The sequence below is a fragment of the Streptomyces otsuchiensis genome, assembly GCF_004305975.1.
In the GTDB taxonomy this organism is placed as follows: Bacteria; Actinomycetota; Actinomycetes; order Streptomycetales; family Streptomycetaceae; genus Streptomyces; species Streptomyces otsuchiensis.
Genome location: NZ_BHZI01000129.1, coordinates 1 through 17,031 on the forward strand (window position 1 = coordinate 1; position 17,031 = coordinate 17,031).

General features: G+C 72.8%; 10 protein-coding genes and 1 pseudogene. 5 read left to right on the forward strand and 6 right to left on the reverse strand.

The window, feature by feature from the left end:
* Positions 1–82: 82 nt before the first annotated feature.
* The 3 genes and pseudogenes from E0D90_RS14055 to E0D90_RS14065 all read left to right on the forward strand — a co-directional run bounded on the left by E0D90_RS14055 (position 83) and on the right by E0D90_RS14065 (position 2,703).
* Positions 83–313: a hypothetical protein gene (locus tag E0D90_RS14055; protein ID WP_103500291.1), complete on the forward strand. Its 231-nt coding sequence runs from the start codon at positions 83–85 to the stop codon at positions 311–313.
* A pseudogene (gene malQ / locus E0D90_RS14060) lies at positions 310–2,377 on the forward strand (4-alpha-glucanotransferase). Before E0D90_RS14055 ends, malQ begins: the two are co-directional and overlap by 4 nt.
* A gap of 83 nt (positions 2,378–2,460) precedes the next feature.
* Positions 2,461–2,703 carry a hypothetical protein gene (locus tag E0D90_RS14065; protein ID WP_227870214.1) on the forward strand — a complete coding sequence of 81 codons (243 nt, stop codon included), beginning with the start codon at positions 2,461–2,463 and terminating at the stop codon, positions 2,701–2,703.
* 158 nt (positions 2,704–2,861) lie between these two features.
* Here E0D90_RS14065 and E0D90_RS14070 read toward each other — a convergent pair whose 3' ends face one another.
* The 5 genes from E0D90_RS14070 to pepN (E0D90_RS14090) all read right to left on the reverse strand — a co-directional run bounded on the left by E0D90_RS14070 (position 2,862) and on the right by pepN (E0D90_RS14090) (position 14,360).
* Positions 2,862–3,578: a hypothetical protein gene (locus tag E0D90_RS14070; protein ID WP_130798446.1), complete on the reverse strand. Its 717-nt coding sequence runs from the start codon at positions 3,576–3,578 to the stop codon at positions 2,862–2,864.
* A gap of 427 nt (positions 3,579–4,005) precedes the next feature.
* Entirely contained in the window at positions 4,006–6,570 is a 2,565-nt protein-coding gene (gene pepN, locus E0D90_RS14075; RefSeq protein ID WP_130798448.1) for an aminopeptidase N, read from the reverse strand.
* Between the two features lie 336 nt (positions 6,571–6,906).
* A complete protein-coding gene (locus E0D90_RS14080) occupies positions 6,907–10,182 on the reverse strand; it encodes a S8 family serine peptidase (RefSeq protein ID WP_227870215.1) in 3,276 nt (1,091 codons plus the stop codon).
* 234 nt (positions 10,183–10,416) lie between these two features.
* Positions 10,417–11,484, reverse strand: coding sequence for a hypothetical protein (locus E0D90_RS14085; RefSeq protein ID WP_130798452.1), 1,068 nt, complete (start codon positions 11,482–11,484; stop codon positions 10,417–10,419).
* 248 nt (positions 11,485–11,732) lie between these two features.
* Positions 11,733–14,360: an aminopeptidase N gene (gene pepN / locus E0D90_RS14090; protein ID WP_130798454.1), complete on the reverse strand. Its 2,628-nt coding sequence runs from the start codon at positions 14,358–14,360 to the stop codon at positions 11,733–11,735.
* Between the two features lie 272 nt (positions 14,361–14,632).
* Here pepN (E0D90_RS14090) and E0D90_RS14095 point away from each other — a divergent pair, with 272 nt between their 5' ends.
* Positions 14,633–15,268 (forward strand): mycothiol-dependent nitroreductase Rv2466c family protein, encoded by a 636-nt coding sequence (locus E0D90_RS14095; RefSeq protein ID WP_130798456.1) that lies wholly within the window; start codon positions 14,633–14,635, stop codon positions 15,266–15,268.
* Between the two features lie 206 nt (positions 15,269–15,474).
* Here the strand turns inward: E0D90_RS14095 and E0D90_RS14100 are convergent, their stop codons facing one another.
* Entirely contained in the window at positions 15,475–16,116 is a 642-nt protein-coding gene (locus E0D90_RS14100) for a superoxide dismutase (protein ID WP_103500245.1), read from the reverse strand.
* A 249-nt stretch (positions 16,117–16,365) separates the two neighbouring features.
* Here E0D90_RS14100 and E0D90_RS14105 point away from each other — a divergent pair, with 249 nt between their 5' ends.
* Positions 16,366–16,968 carry a biotin transporter BioY gene (locus E0D90_RS14105; RefSeq protein WP_103500246.1) on the forward strand — a complete coding sequence of 201 codons (603 nt, stop codon included), beginning with the start codon at positions 16,366–16,368 and terminating at the stop codon, positions 16,966–16,968.
* The last annotated feature ends 63 nt before the right edge of the window (positions 16,969–17,031 follow it).

Here is a 17,031-nt window from a genome sequence, read left to right on the forward strand (position 1 = left end):
CACCCAGCCGGCCCCCGACGGCACCACCGCCGGCGACGAGCCCGCCAAACACGCCGCCCCCGAACTGTGGGACACCGGCGAACTGGACCTCTCCGCCCTCACCGACCCCGACTCGGGCCTCGACGGCTCCAGCTCGCAGTCCGGCGTGGCGGCCCCGCTGACCAGCGAACCCCCGCTGGCCGACACCTCACCCCTCACCTCCGAGCAGCCGCTCTCCGCGCAGCTGCCGCTCACCTCCGAGCCGACCGGTACCGGCCTGCAGGGCGACGCCCGCGGCGGCGCGGAATCCACGGGGGTCACGGGGGTCGAATGAGACAGCTCGCGCGGCTCGCCGCGGCACACTCCGTCGCCACCTCCTACCGGCCCTCACCCGACCGACGCGTGGATGTGCCCCGCGAGACCGTGATCGCCGTCCTCGGCGCCCTCGGCGTGGACGCGACCACGGAGGACTCCGTGCGCGAGGAGCTGGAACTCCACCGCCGCCGCACCGAGACCCGCCTGCTGCCCCCCACCGTCGTCATCGGCGACGGTCCCACCGCCCCCGCCGACCTGCCCCCGGTCCCCGAGGGCACGGTCTTACGCGTACGCACCGAGGACGGCGACGAGCGCGGCTTCGGCCCCGGCCTGCCGCTCGGCAGCCACCTGCTGCGCGCCCACACCGCCGACGGGCGGTCCGCCCACGCGCACCTCCTCGTCACCCCCGACCGGCTCCCCACCCCTCAGCGGCGCGCCCACGGCCTGCTGCTCCAGCTCTACTCGGTGCTCTCCGCCCGCTCCTGGGGCATGGGTGACCTCAGCGACCTGGCCGAGCTGGCCGGCTGGGCGGGCCGCACCGCCGGAGCCGACTTCATCCAGATCAACCCGCTGCACGCCGCGGTGCCCGCCGTCTCGGGCGAGGCCACCGACCCCTCCCCGTACCGCCCCGCGACCCGCCGCTTCTGCGACCCGGTGCACCTGCGCGTCGAGGACGTCCCCGAGTTCCGCTACCTCGACGGTGACGCGGCCGTCCGCGCCACCGCGCTCGTGGTCCGCGCCGGGACCCTGCGCGAGGCCGTCCTCCACCGCTCCGCCCCCATCGACCGGGACGCCGTCTGGGCGCTCAAGCGCGAGGCGCTGGAACTGGTGCGGACCGTACCGCTCACCCCGGGCCGCGCCGCCGAGTACGCCGCCTACCGCGAGAGCCAGGGAGGCGCGCTCGACGACCACGCGCTGTGGTGCGCGCTGACGGAACTGCACGGACCGAACTGGCGCTCCTGGCCGCCCGGCCTGCGCGACCCGGCCTCCGCCGACAGCGCGCGGGCCCGTGCCGAACACCGGCGAACGCACCGACTTCCACGCCTGGCTTTCCTGGCTCGCCGACGGCCAGCTCGCCGCCGCGCAGCAGTCCGCCCGCGCCGCCGGCATGGAGATCGGGCTCGTCCACGACCTGGCCCTCGGCGTGCACCCCGAGGGCTCCGAGGCGTGGTCGCACCAGGACGCGCTGGCCTCCGGGATGTCCATCGGCGCGCCGCCCGACGCGTTCAACGCCCAGGGCCAGGACTGGGGACTGCCGCCGTGGCGTCCCGACGGCCTGGCCGCCTCCGGGTACGCCCCGTACCGGGAGCTGCTGGCCGGTCTGCTGCGCCACGCGGGCGGGCTGCGCGTCGACCATGTGATGAGTCACTTCCGGCTCTGGTGGATCCCCGAGGGGGCGTCGCCGACCGACGGCACCTATGTCACCTACGACTCGCGCGCGATGCTCGGCGCCGTCGCGCTGGCCGCGCACCGGGCGGGCGCCGTCGTGGTCGGCGAGGACCTCGGCACCGTCGAGCCGGGAGTCCGCGAAGAGCTGGCGGGGCGGGGGATGCTGGGCACCTCCGTGCTGTGGTTCGAGCGCGAGTACGACAAGACCGACAGCCCGGCCCTGCCGCCGTGGCGGTGGCGGCAGAGCTGCCTGGCCACCGTCACCACCCACGACCTGCCACCTGCCGCCGCCCGCCTCGGTGACGACGACGTGGCCCTGCGGCTGCGCCTCGGCCTGCTCGACGGCGACCCGCGGGTCGCGCGCGAGCGGGCCCGGGCGGAGACCGCCGACTGGCTGGAGACCTTCCAGCGGCTCGGCCTGCTCACCGCCGACGGCGGCGAGGAGGAGCAGATCACCGCCGCCTACCGCTTCCTGGCCCGCACGCCAGCCCGGCTGCTCGGACTCTGGCTCCCCGACCTCGTCGGCGACCGCCGCCCGCAGAACGTGCCGGGCACCTGGCGGGAGTACCCGAACTGGCGGCTGCCGGTCTCCGGCGCCGACGGCCGGCCCATGTCCCTGGAACAGCTGGTCGCCTCACCCCGCCTGAACGCCCTCACCGCCGCCGTCCGCGCCGAACTGGACGGCGGCGGCTGAGGCAGGGGGCGTGTCGTGGTGCGGCGCGCCGGTTGCCGGACCCCGGGCGCGGGGCCGGGCAGGGCGTTCGTTACTTTAGGACCGTGGTCAACAAGAACAAGAAGCGCACCGTCCGCGCCGGAGCCATCACCCTCGGCACCATGATGATGCTGATGGCGACCTCTCCGGCTGCCCACGCCCTGCGCCGCGACGACGGTGACGACCCGGGTCCCGGCCTGAGCGTCGTCGAGACGCTGGGCTACTTCGTGATCGCGCCGATCGTCCTGTTCGCGGTGATCGCCGGTCTGGTCATGCTGACCGACAAGACGCGCAAGCCGACGTCCTGACCCGTCCGGCACCGTGACGCGGGCGCCGCACGGCGGCGCCCGCTCCGGCGTGCCCGCGTCCGCTCAGCGCCGCGCGCAAGGGCGGGCGGTGGCCGTGGCGGTGCGCGGTGTCCCGACCGGTGTCCCGACCGGCTGCCGACGCGGTCGCCCCGCGTGCGTCACGGCGGGGTCCGGCCCGGGGCGAAGGTGGCGCACACCAGCGTCGTGCCCTCGTTGACGACCCAGTACCAGTAGTCGGCCGGATCCCGCGAGCCCGCCGAGCAGTCCACGTCCCGTTCCTCAGGCAGCGCCGCCCGCGTTCCGGTCACCACCATCACGGTGTTGTACGGGCGGGGGGTTCGCTCCGCGTCGCACGCGAGCCAGCTCCGCAGGTCGGCATCGCGCACGGCGTGGCTGGTGGGCTCCGCGGTGACGTCGCCGGCGAAGCACTGGCCGACGCGGAACTCCCGCTGGAGGCAGAGCGTCACGGGCTCACCTCGGGGCGGGTGGTAGCTCCAGACGCTCAGACCGGGGCCGCGCGGGCAGCCGTCGCCGGCCGTCTCCCCGCTCGCTTCCGGCGCCGCGCCGTCGGTCCCGGGCGGCGCGGACAGCGCGGACGGCACGGAGGAGACGCGGAGGAAGGCCGCCGACGAGGCGCAGTCGACGACGCGGGGGACCGGTACCGGGTCCGGGCCGCGGTGCCGGGCCAGGCAGTCGCCCGCGAGCACGGCCCGGTAGTACTCGGCGGTCGTGTCCGGGAGGGGGGAGACGAAGGCCTCGACGAACGCGTCGGCCCGCTCCGGTCCCTCGCCCACCGATGCCCCCGGCGTGCTCTTCGCCAGCCCGGGTACCACCCAGAGCGCGAAGACCGCCAGGACGATCCCGAGCACGAGCAACTGACCGCCGTGGGTGGACCGCGTCGCGTGCGCACGCCTCGGCCGGGGCGCACGCCTCGGCCGTTCATGGCTGCTCATCGACCGCCCTCGACGTGTGCCGGAGGGTGCACCGCGTGCTCACCGGATTCACCCGACCAGGCTACGGGCGAGATCCGCGACGCGCACCGGGGCGTCATATACCCGTTATCGCGAACTGGTTTTCGAGCCAATTCGTCCGGTCTCGCGTCGGCTTCGCGCCAGCGGTGTGCGGCGGCCGGTGGCCGACAGGCCGTCGGAGGGGACCGTTCCGCGTCCGTCCGGGGTCCGTTCCCCGCCCGAGCCCGAGCCCGACATCGAGCCGGTGCTCAGGAGCCCGCGTCCGGACGACCCCGGGAAACGCCGGGGCCGGGGCGGCCGCAACGGCTGCCCCGGCCCGGTCACTTCTCGCTCAGCCGGCGTCGGCGGCGCGGGCGCGCAGCGCGCGCTCCACACCCGCCCGGCTCTCCGTCACCAGACGGCGCAGCGCCGCCGACGGGGACGAGGACGCCAGCCAGGCGTCGGTCGCCTTCAGCGTGTCCTCCGAGACGTCCAGCGTGGGGTAGAGCCCGATGGCGATCTGCTGGGCCATCTCGTGGCTGCGCGACTCCCACACACCGCTGAGCGCCGCGAAGTACTTGTCGCGGTACTGGGCGAGCAGCTCCCGCTGGTCGGTCTGGACGAAGCCGCCGATCACCGACTCCTGCAGCGCGTTGGGCAGGGTGTCGGACTCCACGACCTTCGCCCACGCCTCGGCCTTGGCCTCGGCGGTCGGCCGGGCGGACAGCGCGGCGGCGGCATGCCGCTCGCCGGCGGCGGTGGCGTCGCGCTTGAGCTCGGCCTCCACCGCGCCGTCGTCGGCCCGGCCGGTGGCGGCGAGGCGCTGGACGAACGCCCAGCGCAGCTCGGTGTCGATGGCCAGCCCCTCGATGGTGGCGCCGCCGTCGAGCAGCGCGTTGAGGAGGTCGAGCTGTTCGCCGGTGCGGGCGGTGGCGGCGAAGGCACGGGCCCAGGCCAGCTGGTGGTCGCTGCCGGCGTCGGCCGCCTGGAGGTGCTCCAGAGCGGCGGCGGTCCAGCGCGTCAGCCCCTCCTCGCGCCACTCGGGCGCGGCGTAGAGGTCGAGCGCCAGCTTGGCCTGCCGCTGGAGCGTCTGGACGACGCCGATGTCGGACTCGCGGCCGATGCCGCGCAGCACCAGCTCCAGGTAGTCGCGGGTGCGCATCTCGCCGTCGCGGGTCATGTCCCAGGCGGAGGCCCAGCACAGGGCGCGCGGCAGCGGCTCGGTGAAGTCGGCGAGGTGGTCGGTGACGACCGCCAGCGACTCGGCGTCGAGGCGGACCTTGGCGTAGGTCAGGTCGTCGTCGTTGAGCAGCACCACGGAGGGGCGGGCCCGGCCGGTCAGCTGCGGCACGTCGGTCAGCTCGCCGTCCACGTCCAGCTCGACGCGTTCGACGCGCTCGAGCTTTCCGTCGCGCAGCTCGTAGAGGCCGACGGCGATGCGGTGCGGGCGGAGCACGGGCTCGCCGCGGGCGCCCTCGGGGAGCGGCGGTGCGGTCTGCCGGATCGCGAAGGCGGTCATGGTGCCGTCCTCGGAGACGGTGATCTCCGGGCGCAGCACGTTGATGCCTGCGGTCTCCAGCCACTTCCTGGACCAGGTGCTCAGGTCGCGGCCGCTGGTCTCCTCCAGGGCGCCGAGCAGGTCGGGGAGGGTGGTGTTGCCCCAGGCGTGGCGCTTGAAGTAGCTCTGCACGCCCTGGAAGAACTCGTCCATGCCGACGTAGGCGACGAGCTGCTTGAGGACGGAGGCGCCCTTGGCGTAGGTGATGCCGTCGAAGTTGACCAAGACATCGTCCAGGTCGCCGATCTCGGCCATGATCGGGTGGGTGGAGGGCAGCTGGTCCTGCCGGTAGGCCCAGGTCTTCATCTGGTTGGCGAAGCTGGTCCAGGCGTGCGGCCAGCGGCTGCCGGGCGCGTACGCCTGGCAGGCGACGGAGGTGTAGGTGGCGAACGACTCGTTGAGCCAGAGGTCGTTCCACCACTCCATGGTGACCAGGTCGCCGAACCACATGTGGGCCAGTTCGTGCAGGATGGTCTCGGCGCGCATCTCGTAGGCGGCGTCGGTGACCTTGGAGCGGAAGACGTACTGGTCGCGGATGGTCACCGCGCCCGCGTTCTCCATCGCGCCCGCGTTGAACTCCGGGACGAAGAGCTGGTCGTACTTCTCGAAGGGGTAGGGGAAGTCGAACTTCTCCTCGAACCAGTCGAATCCCTGCCGGGTGACGGCGAAGATCGCGTCCGCGTCGAGGTGTTCGGCCAGCGAGGGGCGGCAGTAGACGGCCAGCGGAACGGTGCGGCCGTTGCCCTCCCAGGTGCTGTGCACGGCGTGGTACGGGCCGGCGATCAGCGCGGTGATGTAGCCGGAGATGCGGGGGGTGGGCGCGAACTTCCAGAGCGTGCCGCCGGTGCCCTCGGGCTCGGGGGTGGGCGAGTTGGAGATGACCTTCCAGCCCTCGGGAGCGGCGACGGTGAAGGCGAAGGTGGCCTTCAGGTCGGGCTGCTCGAAGGAGGCGAAGACGCGGCGGGCGTCGGGGACCTCGAACTGCGTGTAGAGGTAGGCCTGTTCGTCGACCGGGTCGACGAAGCGGTGCAGCCCCTCACCGGTGTTGGTGTAGGCGCAGTCGGCGACGACCCGCAGGACGTTCTCCCCGGCCGCGACGTCCAGGGCGATCCGCGAGTCGGTGAAGACGGCGGCGGGGTCCAGCGCCTCGCCGTTCAGCTCCACCTCGCGCACCGCCGGGGCCACCAGGTCGATGAAGGTGGTGGCGGCCTCGCGGGCCTCGAAGCGCACCGTGGTCTCGGACCGGAAGGTCCCGCCCTGCTGCGCGCCGCTGAGATCGAGGTCGATCTCGTACGCGTCGACGGTGAGCAGGTTCGCGCGCTGCTGGGCCTCGTCGCGGGTCAGATTCTTGCCAGGCACCTTGGGGTCATCTCCTTGCCTCGTGGCGTTTTGGGTCATCCTTCCACGCGGCTGCCCACCAGCTCAGCCGATATCCGGGTGGGTCCTCGCACAGGTGGTTGACGGGTGGGACGGCCCGGACGGCGGCGGTGCGAACCGGCGGTGCCGGCCGGTGAGGAGGCCGCGCGGTGCGGGCGAGGGCGATACGGGCGAGGGTGGACGCGCCGGAGGGGCGGGCGCGGTGGCGCCCGCCCCTCCGGGTGGCCCCGGGTGGGGCCTGCCGCCGTACCGGCGGGTGGCCGGTACGGCGGCGGGGTGGTGCGGTGGCGCCGCGTGCGGCGCGGTGCGGGTGGTGCGTCAGCCGGTGACGGACAGGATCCGGACGTTGCCGGTGCCGGTCGCGGTGCCGCGCTCGTTGAGGAGGCTGACCTCACCGAAGAACTCGCGGCCCTCCGGGGCGGCGGCCTCGACCGTCACCTCGGCGCTGACGGCCGCGGACTCGCCGTTGCCCAGCTCGATCGCGGTGTCCTCGTCGACCGAGACGGTGCCGAGACCGGGGCTGTAGTAGACGTCCCGGTAGTCGTACTCGGTGGAACCGGCCGGCGAGGACCAGGCGTGGACCTCGACGGTGTAGGTGCCGGGCGCCGGGTTGTTGATCCGGACCCGCTCCTCGGAACCGCCGGTGGCGCCGGCGCCCACCTGGGTGCCGTCACGGTAGACGTACAGGTCGAGGTCGGCGGCGGCGTCGCTGGGCGAGCCGATGACGGCCTCGAAGACCGAGACGTCGTCGCCGATCTCGACGGTGCTGACGATCACCCGCTCGTCGTCGACGAGGCTGGGCCGCTCGGTCTTGGAGGAACCGAGGGCGCCGCCGGCCAGGGTGCCGGAGACGGCGGCGAAGTCGTTGGTGACGTCCCATTCCACCGCGGTCGGCTCACCGGTGGTGGCCTCCTCGATGGTCTGCACGGCCGGGTCGAAGGCGGTGCCGAGCGCGGAAGCGGTCAGCGTGTACGGGTTGTTCAGGTGCGGCGAGGTGCGACGGGCGTCGACGGCCAGCTCGTACACACCCGGCATCGGGTTGCTGTACGACCGCAGGTCGGGGCGGCAGTTGTTCCGCGGGTCGTCGAAGTTGTTGTAGCAGGAGAACACGGCCTGCTCGTCCATCGGCATGCCCCACGGGCTGATGGTCAGCCAGCGGGTCTGGCTGCCCTCGGCGAGGCCGCCCATGGCGATCTCGAAGGACTTGGCACCCTCGGGAACGCGGACGAAGTGCGAGACCGGCCCGTTGCGCTGCACGGACTTCTCGGTCGTGAAGGAGTAGCCGGGCGCGCCCAGCTCCTCCGGGACGATGACGGTCGCCAGCGCGCGGTGGCTGGAGCCCAGGGTCCGGAAGTCGTGGACGGAGACGATGGCGCTGTGGATGCCGGTGGCACCCGGCTTCGCCTCGACCTTGACGGTGACCGGCTTGTTCAGCGGCATCAGGACGACGGGCAGGCTCTTGAGCTTGAACGTCTTCTGGTGGTTCTGCTCCAGCTTCACCTGGTGCAGCACCGAGTGCTTGGGGCCGGAGGTCCGGGTGATGGTGACGTCGTAGGTCTTCGACTTGCCGACGGCGGGGCCGGTCTCACGGTCGTAGATGCCCTGGCCGCTGTTGGGGGTGGCCAGGAACTCCGACAGCTCGTGGCTGACCGGGGCCTTGACGTCGTAGCTGTAGGGCTCGGTCGGCAGGATGATGTGGTGCCAGGCGGAGACGGTGTCCATCTGACCGGCGCCCTGCTGGTACGCCTGCAGGCCCTTCACCGGCTTGGCGCTGCCGAGCAGCGCGGCGCGCAGCTTCGACGGGGTGACCTTGATGCCCCACTGCTTGCCCGCGGAGAGCAGCAGCGCCGCGGCGCCGGCCACCTGCGGGGCGGACATCGAGGTGCCGTTGAGCATGCCGTAGCCGGCGGGCAGGGTGTAGCCGGCGTCGGGGACACCGGAACCGGGCTGCCAGGTCGGGATGGTGTTGACGGAGGCGCCGGGCGCGACGATGTCGGGCTTGAAGCCGCCGTCCGAACGCGGACCGCGCGAGGAGAACGGGAAGAGCGCGTACGGGTTCTCCACGACGGAGCCGTAGTTGGCCTCCCAGGTCTCCTTGGAGACGCTGGCGCCGACGCTCAGGACCTTGTCGGCGACGGAGGGGTCGCCCACGGTGTTGGCGCCGGGGCCGCTGTTGCCGGCCGAGATGACCAGCTGGACACCGTAGGTGTCGATCAGCTCGGTGTAGAGGCGGGCGCGGGCGTTGTTGCCGTCGTTCAGCGCGGGGAGGCCGCCGATCGACATGTTGACGATGTCCACGCCGCGGTTGACGACCAGGTCGATCATGCCCTCGGTCAGCGCGGTGGCGGTGCAGCCGCCACCGAAGACGCAGGCGCGGGAGGAGACGACCTTGGCGCCGGGGGCGGCGCCGTTCATCTTGCCGCCGAACAGGCCGTTGGCCGCGGTGATGCCCGCGACGTGGGTGCCGTGCGCGCCGGAGACGATGCCGATGTTGACGAAGTCGGCGGTCTGGCCGATCCAGTCACCGCCGTAGGGGTCCATCGGGACGTCCTGGCGGATCTCCACCACGAACGGGATGGCCTCGGCGATCGGGGTGTCGGGGTTGTCCTCGCCGAAGAAGCCGAAGTCGAAGTTCTCCTTGTACGGCTTCATCGGGGTGTCGTTGCCGAAGTCGCCGTCGTTGTCGAGGTCGACGGTGACGGTCCCGGCCTCGGGGTCGTACAGCACGGCCCAGCTGCCGTCGGTGCGGCCGTCCCGGTCGAGGTCGCCGTTCATCTCGCCGCCGAGGGTGGCGGACTCCTGGAAGAGCGCGATCAGGTAGTCACCCGCCGGCGCGGTGTAGTCGCGGCCGTTGAACCGGAAGGAGTCGCCGGAGACCTCGGTCACCATGGGGCGCCAGGTGCGGTCGTTGTCGACGATCGGGTCGGTGGCGGTGACCGAGTCGACGATCTTGCGCTCGCCGGTCGTGGTCTCCTGCAGGGCGGGGTGCATCAGGTCGACACCGGTGTCGATGACACCGATGGTGACGCCCCGCCCGTCCGCGCGCGGGTTCTTCTTGACGAAGTCGACGGCGCCGATCTCGTGCGAGGGGTTGTACGGGTTCTTCGCGGGGGTGTTGGCGTCCGGCCCCGGGTAGGTGGCGTTGGCGGCGGCGGTCTGCGAGCCGGCCGTGTCCACGGTGGGGTCGGGGAGTTCGATCTCCTCGTTCAGGTCGATGGCGAAGACCGAGGAGTTCTTGGCGGCCTTGTCGATGGCCGACTCGGCCGAGCCGGTCGGGAGGGTGGCCCGTACATAGCCGATGCTGTCCTCGAGGAAGCCGACGGAGGCGCCGGTGACGCCCTCGATCTCCTTGACGACGCCGGCGGTCTCACCGGGCTCCGTGGCGATGAGCACGGTGACGTGCTCCTCGCCCGTGGACTTGGCCTCTTCGAGGCGGCTCGCGTCCTCGGCGCCGAACTTGTCGTCAAGCTGCTCCAGCGGCTTGTCCGGCACGGCGAGGGGGCTGTTGTCGGCGGCGAAGGCGGGGGTGACGCCGCCCGCTGCCACGGCGACGACGACACCGGCGGCGAGGGCCGCCCGGGTTATGCGTCTCATGCCCGGTGGGGTGGAGGATATGAACGGGGCTGTTCGGGTCATGGCCATCCTTGTTCGCTATCCGGGTGGGGATGGCCGGTAAGCATACGGAAATGGCACACGAGTGGGGCTAGTTGAGAGAAAGTTGTAAGAATGAGATGACGGTGACTGCGCGTTTCCCGGCCGAAGGGGAGATTTCGGACCGGTGCCCGGGGGAGTGGTCGGCCGGATTCGGACACCGATTCCGTTGATTCCTCAACCAGGCAGCACCATGAGATACCCGGCGGGCGGGCGGGTGGTTGCGGCCAGCAGTGCCGTGCGGATCAGCGAGGCACGCAACTCCGGCTCTGTGCGCACCTGTTGCGGTGTCATCGTCAGCACCGTGACCCCCATCCGTTCCAGCGACTCCTGCCGCTCCCGCTCGGCGCGCTCGCGCGCCAGGTCACGCCGGGCGGTCCGGGTGTCAAGCCGGACCGCCACCGCGTGGTCCGGCCAGTAGGCGTCCACCGTGGCCAACTGCGGCCCGCCCGGCAGCCGCAGCCGCACGTTCCAGCACGGATCGGGCAGCCCGCCCTCAGCCACCAGCGACATCAGCCGGTCCTCGGCTGCGGCGCGTCCGGCCGCCACCATCGCCTCCACCGCTCCCACGACGTGCGGCAGCGACATCAGCCGGGCCCGGCCCAGCTCCCTTACCACGGCCGCCGCGTCGCACCGGCCGCCCGCAACCGCCTCGACCAGGACCGCCCGCACCGTCTCCGGGCCGGCCGGCGGGGCGACCGCGTCCGCCACCGCCCAGGCCACCGGCGCCAGCGCGAACCCGTCCACCCGCACCGCGCGCGGCAGCGTCTGACAGCGCCTCACCCGGACCCTGTCGGCGCTCGCCAGGCGCAGCCGGCGCGGCGCCAGCACATCCACTCGTTCCAGCAGTGCCGGCCGGGGCGCGGAGGCGAAGCCGTACAGCGCCAGCGCGGACATCCCCGTGACGAGGACCCGCTCTGCGGCGGCCGCCGTACCGGCGGTGGCGCAGGCGGAGACAGCGGGGGCGGCACCCGGGGCGGCGCCGGCCGGGGAGGCCGTGTCGCGCCCGCAGGACTCCGCGTAGCGGACGGCGGAGAGCAACAGCTCCTCACCGGACGGGCGGCCGGTGTGGAGGAGGAAGACGCCGGGGGCCGGCTGCTGCCAGGGGCCTCCGGGAGCGCAGCGCTCCTCGGCCTCCTCGGCCGGGACGCCGTGCGCGCGCAACTCCCGCAGGGTCATCACCCGGTGCCACGGGTCCGAGAGCTGCCGGAGCGAGCGGGACGAGAGCGGGGCTTCGTGGTTCATGCCGAGGTGATGCCCAACTCCGGGCCCTCGGTCACCCCTGTTACACGGCTGTCGACGAACCGGGACAACTCGGGGCTCAAGCGGCACGGCCGGGATGCCGATGTACGGACGGGGCCCCGACGCCTCCGGCCCGTCCGCGACGTTGGTAAGCCCGCCGCGACGGAGGGGGCCCGCCGTGGCGACCCGTCATGACGTCTCCTGACGTCTCATGACGGATCGTCACCACGACGGGCCCCGCCCCGCGCACGTCAGACCGTGCCGGCCGCGTCCCGCTCCTGGCACCGCAGCGCACGGGACAGGTCGTCCCGCGCCTCCAGGACCAGTCGGCGCAGCGCGGGCGCCGCGTCCGTGTGCGCGGCCAGCCACCGGTCGGCCGCCTCCAGCGAGGAGCGGCCCTGCGCGTGCGGGAAGAGCCCGCGCACCACGGACATCCCGGTCTCGATCGAACGCTCCCGCCACAGGCCGTCGATGACCTCGAAGTACCGCCGGGCGTAGGGCTCCTGGAGCGCGGACTGCCCCGGCCGGGCGAAACCGTCGATCGTGGCCTCCAGCAGGGCGTTGGAGAGGGTGTCGCCGTCCACCACCGACTCCCAGGCGCGCGCCTTGACAGCGGCGTCGGGCCGGGCGGCCAGCGCCCGGGTGTGGTGCCGGACCCCGGAGGCGGTGTCGTCACGGGCCAGTTCGGCGTCGAGCCGCGCCGCGTCCGCCCGGCCGTGGCCGGCCAGCGGCAGCAGGAAGCTCCAGCGCAGTTCCTGGTCGACGTCGAGACCGGGGATGTCGGCCGCGCCGTCGAGGAGCTGCTCCAGCAGCTGGAGGTCGGCGGCGCCGACCGCCACGCGGGCGAACAGCCGCGCCCACGCCAGCTGGTGGTCGCTGCCGGGCTCCGCGCGGCGCAGCTCGGTGAGGGTGGCCCGGGCCAGTTCCGCGGCGGACGCGTCGTGGTGCTCGGGAGCGGTGTAGTGCTCCAGCGCGCTCAGCGCCCAGGCGTGCACCATCTGGAGCACCCCGATCTCCGTCTCCATGCCGCCGAACCGGCGGACCAGGGTCAGGAAGTCACCGGGCGGCATCAGCGCGTCGCGGGTCAGGCTCCACAGCGCCGACCAGCACAGGGCGCGCGCCAGCGGGTCCTCCAGGTCCCCGAGGTGGTCGCGCAGCGTCGCCAGCGAGCGCTCGTCGAAGCGGACCTTGCAGAAGGTCAGGTCCTCGTCGTTGACCAGGATCAGGTCCGGGCCCTCGGCGCCCGCCAGCTCGGGGACCACGGTGCGGACGCCCGCCACGTCGGTCTCGGTGGCCGCGTACCGGCGCAGGGTCCCGGAGACCGGGTCGCGCCGGTACAGGCCGATGCCGACGCGGTGCGGGCGCAGTTCCTCGCCGCGGGCGGAGGGCAGGGCGTGCTCGGCGACGGCCGGGGGCTCCTGGACCACCGCGAGTTCTGTCAGCCGGCCGTCCCCGTCGTACACCGCCTGCGGGGTGAGGGTGTTGACGCCCGCGCTCTGCAGCCAGGACTTCGCCCAGCCGGCCATGTCCCGGCCCGAGACCTCCTCCAGCACCGACAGCAGGTCCTGCAGCGTGGTGTTGCCGTAGGCGTGGCGCTGGAAGTAGCGGCGGGCGCCCTCCAGGAACGCGTCCCGGCCGACGTAGGCGACCAGCTGCTTGAGCACCGAGGCGCCCTTGGCGTAGGTGATGCCGTCGAAGTTGAGCTTGGCGTCCTGGAGGTCCCGGATGTCGGCGGTGACCGGGTGGGTGGAGGGCATCTGGTCGGCCCGGTAGGCCCACGCCTTGCGGCGGTTGGCGAAGGTGATCCAGCCGCTGCTGAAGCGGGTGGCCTCCACCAGGGAGAACGCGCCCATGAAGTCGGCGAACGACTCCTTGAGCCACAGGTCGTCCCACCACTCCATGGTGACCAGGTCGCCGAACCACATGTGCGCCATCTCGTGGAGCAGGGTGTTGGCCCGGGCCTGGTAGGCGGCGTCGGTGGTGCGGCCCCGGAAGACGTACTCCTCGGTGAAGGTCACACAGCCCGGGTTCTCCATGGCCCCCAGGTTGTACTCCGGCACGAACGCCTGGTCGTACTTGCCGAACGGGTAGGGGAAGCCGAAGTGGTCGTGGAAGAAGTCCAGTCCGCGCTTGGTGGTGTCGAAGATCTCCGCCGCGTCGAAGTGGCGGGCCAGGCCCTTGCGGCAGAGCGCGCCCAGCGGGATCTCCAGCGTGGAGCCGTCCGGGAGCCGGCGCGACCAGTGGTCGCGTTCGTGGTGGTAGGGGCCGGCCAGCACGGCGGTGATGTAGGTGGAGATCGGCTGGGTGGTGGCGAAGGTCCAGGTCGCGCCGGAGCCGTCGGCGAGCTGCTCACGTCCGCTCTCGGCGCCGTTGCTCAGCACCGTCCAGTGCGCGGGGGCGGTCACCCGGAAGTCGAACGGCGCCTTGAGGTCCGGCTGCTCGAAGTTGGCGAACACCCGGCGGGCGTCGGCCGGCTCGTACTGCGTGTAGAGGTAGGTCTCGCCGTCCTCCGGGTCGGTGAAGTGGTGCAGCCCCTCACCGGTCCGGCTGTACGCGCACCGCGCGTCGACGACCAGCTCGTTCTCGGCGGCCAGGCCCGCCAGCAGCAGCCGGGTGCCGTCGAAGGCGCGGTCCGCGTTCAGCGACTCCCCGTTGAGCGTGACGGAGTGGACATGGGGTGCCACCAGGTCGGCGAAGCTGGTGGCACCCGGCTCCGCGCAGGAGAACCGGATGGTGGTCGTCGACCGGAAGGTACGCGGCCCGGAGGCAGGCGCCGGCTCGGTGGCCGAACGCAGGTCGAGTGAGACCTGGTACCCGTGAACGGTCAGCAGACGGGCACGCTCGCGTGCCTCGTCGCGGGTCAGGTTCTCTCCTGGCACGGTCCGACTCCCTCGTCTTGTTCTTCTTGGCTCCGGTACCGCGCCTCCGCCCGGACACACCGGGGCCCCGGGTCTCCGCCACACCGTACGGGCATCGGCCCGCGGCAGGGGGCCGACGGCGCGGCGCGAGGAGCACTCGGGCGGGCGCCCGCCCGGGCGGTGTCAGCATCGCACGGGGCTCCTCGGCGTCGCACGGGGGAATGCCCGCGCCGCCTGCGGCGTTGCCGCCGTACGTTGATCACCCGCAGTGTGTTCCGTCGAGGAGAATCCGCATGTCCGACAGCAACGCTCCCGTCACCGCCGACTTCTGGTTCGACCCGCTGTGCCCCTGGGCCTGGATGACGTCCCGCTGGATGCTGGAGGTCGAGAAGGTCCGGCCCGTCCGGGTCCGCTGGAACGTGATGAGCCTCTCGGTGCTCAACGAGGGACGCGACGACCTGCCCGAGCAGTACCGCGAGATGCTGCGTGCCGGCTGGGGTCCGGTGCGCGTCGCCGTCGCCGTCGACCAGGCGCACGGCCAGGAGGCGCTGGCCTCCTACTACACCGCCATCGGCACCCGCCTCCACCCCGGTGGGGAGAAGGACCTGCCCGCCGCCATCGCCGGTGCCCTCGCCGACGCCGGACTGCCGGCCGCGCTGGCCGAGGCGGCGGAGAGCGAGGAGTACGACGAGGCGCTGCGTGCCTCGCACAGCGCCGGTATCGACCTGGTCGGCCAGGACGTCGGCACCCCGGTGATCGCCGTCCCCGGCGCCGACGGCGAGCGGGTCGCCTTCTTCGGCCCCGTCGTCACCCCCGCGCCCAAGGGCGAGGCGGCCGGAAAGCTCTGGGACGGCACCCTGCTGGTGGCCGGCACCCCCGGCTTCTACGAGCTGAAGCGCACCCGCACCGAGGGCCCCAAGTTCGACTGAACGGCCGCCCGCTGAACGGCCGCACCGCCCGCCGCGCGCGGGCGGGGCGGTGCGGCCGGTGCGGGCCGCAGCGGGCACACAGACGACGGGGCCCGGCGGTCCACCCTCCACGGAGGGCGGGCCACCGGGCCCCGTCGCGGTACGCGGCGCCGTCCCCGGCCCCGCCCGCCCTCAGCGGGCGGCGCGGCCTACGGACGGCACCGGTGTCACGGCGCCAGCAGCAGGGTGTTGGCGCGCTGCTTGGCGGCGGTGTAACGGGCGGACACGTCCTGCCAGTTCACGACGCGCCACATCGCCTCGACGAAGTCGACCTTCTGGTTGCGGTACTGCAGGTAGAAGGCGTGCTCCCAGGCGTCGAACACGAGGATCGGCACGGAGCCCTGACCGACGTTGCCCTGGTGGTCGTAGACCTGCTCGACCACGAGACGGCCGCTGACCGGCTCGAAGGCCAGGACGCCCCAGCCCGAGCCCTGAGTGGTCGCCGAAGCCTTCGACAGCTGCGCCTTGAAGCGCGCGAACGAGCCGAACGACTCGGCGATGGCGTCGGCCAGTTCGCCGGTGCCGTCCTTCTCCAGCGGCTCGCCGCCGCCGTCGCCGGTCATGTTCTGCCAGTAAATCGAGTGCAGGATATGGCCGGAGAGGTGGAACGCGAGGTTCTTCTCCAGGCCGTTAATGTTGCCCCAGCTGTCGTTCGCCCGAGCTTCTTCGAGCTGTTCGAGGGTGTCGTTCGCCCCCTTCACGTAAGCGGCGTGGTGCTTGTCGTGGTGCAGCTCGATGATCTCGCCGCTGATGACCGGCTCGAGTGCCACGTAGTCATAGGGGAGCTCGGGGAGAGAGTAGACAGCCATGTCGGTAACCCTTCGACGGCGTTATTGCGCAGCGTGCCATTAATGCGAATCGCTTGCCGTCGCAGGCTAGCAGTAATGATCTCGGGACGCCGAGCAGCCCCGCTCGGCGCCGCCCCGGAGCCATACGCCCCGTCAGGGCAACCACCGAACCTATGAATCGACGGCCGTTACGTTGTCGCAGGGCTCAGGGGAACTCCGGCCCGGCAGCTGGTCAAATGGTATTCCCGTCCCACCAGCCTGGAGATTCGCATGAGCACAGCCGCTGTCGTCACCCGGCCGGGTGCGGTCCTCGCGGACCTGCTGCCCGCCCGCACCGTTCCCAGCGCGCGCGTCCGCGACGTCGCGCTGATACTCGGCGGCGCCGTCCTCACCGGGGTCGCCGCACAGCTGACCCTGCCGGTGCCCGGTTCCACCGTCCCGGTGACCGGCCAGACCTTCGCCGTCCTGCTCGTCGGCGTCGCCCTGGGCCCGCTGCGCGCCCTGCTCTCCCTGATGCTCTACGCCGCCGTCGGCATGGCCGGGGTGCCCTGGTTCGCCGAGGCCAGCTCCGGCTACGCCATGCCGACCCTCGGCTACGTCCTCGGTTTCCTGCTCGCCGTCGTCGTCGTCGGCGCGCTCGCCCGTCGCGGCGGTGACCGCACCGCGCTGCGCACCGCGGCGACGATGACCGCCGGCAGCCTGTCCATCTACGCCGTCGGCGTCCCCTACCTGGCGCTCGCCACCGGCATGTCCGCCGGGCAGGCCATCGCCGCCGGCCTGGTGCCGTTCCTGATCGGCGACGCCCTCAAGGCCGTGCTCGCCATGGGCGCCCTCCCGGCCGCCTGGAAGCTCATCGGACGCGGCCAGGACTGAACCGCCCCACGGTGGCGGCCCCGCCCGGGGCCGCCACCGGGCTGTCCCGGCCCCGACCGGCCC

Bases quoted from the DNA above. Each gene is read 5' to 3' on its own strand.
- E0D90_RS14080 (WP_227870215.1), bottom strand. From the start codon at position 10,182: ATGAGACGCATAACCCGGGCGGCCCTCGCCGCCGGTGTCGTCGTCGCC.
- E0D90_RS14085 (WP_130798452.1), bottom strand. From the start codon at position 11,484: ATGAACCACGAAGCCCCGCTCTCGTCCCGCTCGCTCCGGCAGCTCTCG.
- E0D90_RS14095 (WP_130798456.1), top strand. From the start codon at position 14,633: ATGTCCGACAGCAACGCTCCCGTCACCGCCGACTTCTGGTTCGACCCG.
- E0D90_RS14100 (WP_103500245.1), bottom strand. From the start codon at position 16,116: ATGGCTGTCTACTCTCTCCCCGAGCTCCCCTATGACTACGTGGCACTC.
- E0D90_RS14105 (WP_103500246.1), top strand. From the start codon at position 16,366: ATGAGCACAGCCGCTGTCGTCACCCGGCCGGGTGCGGTCCTCGCGGAC.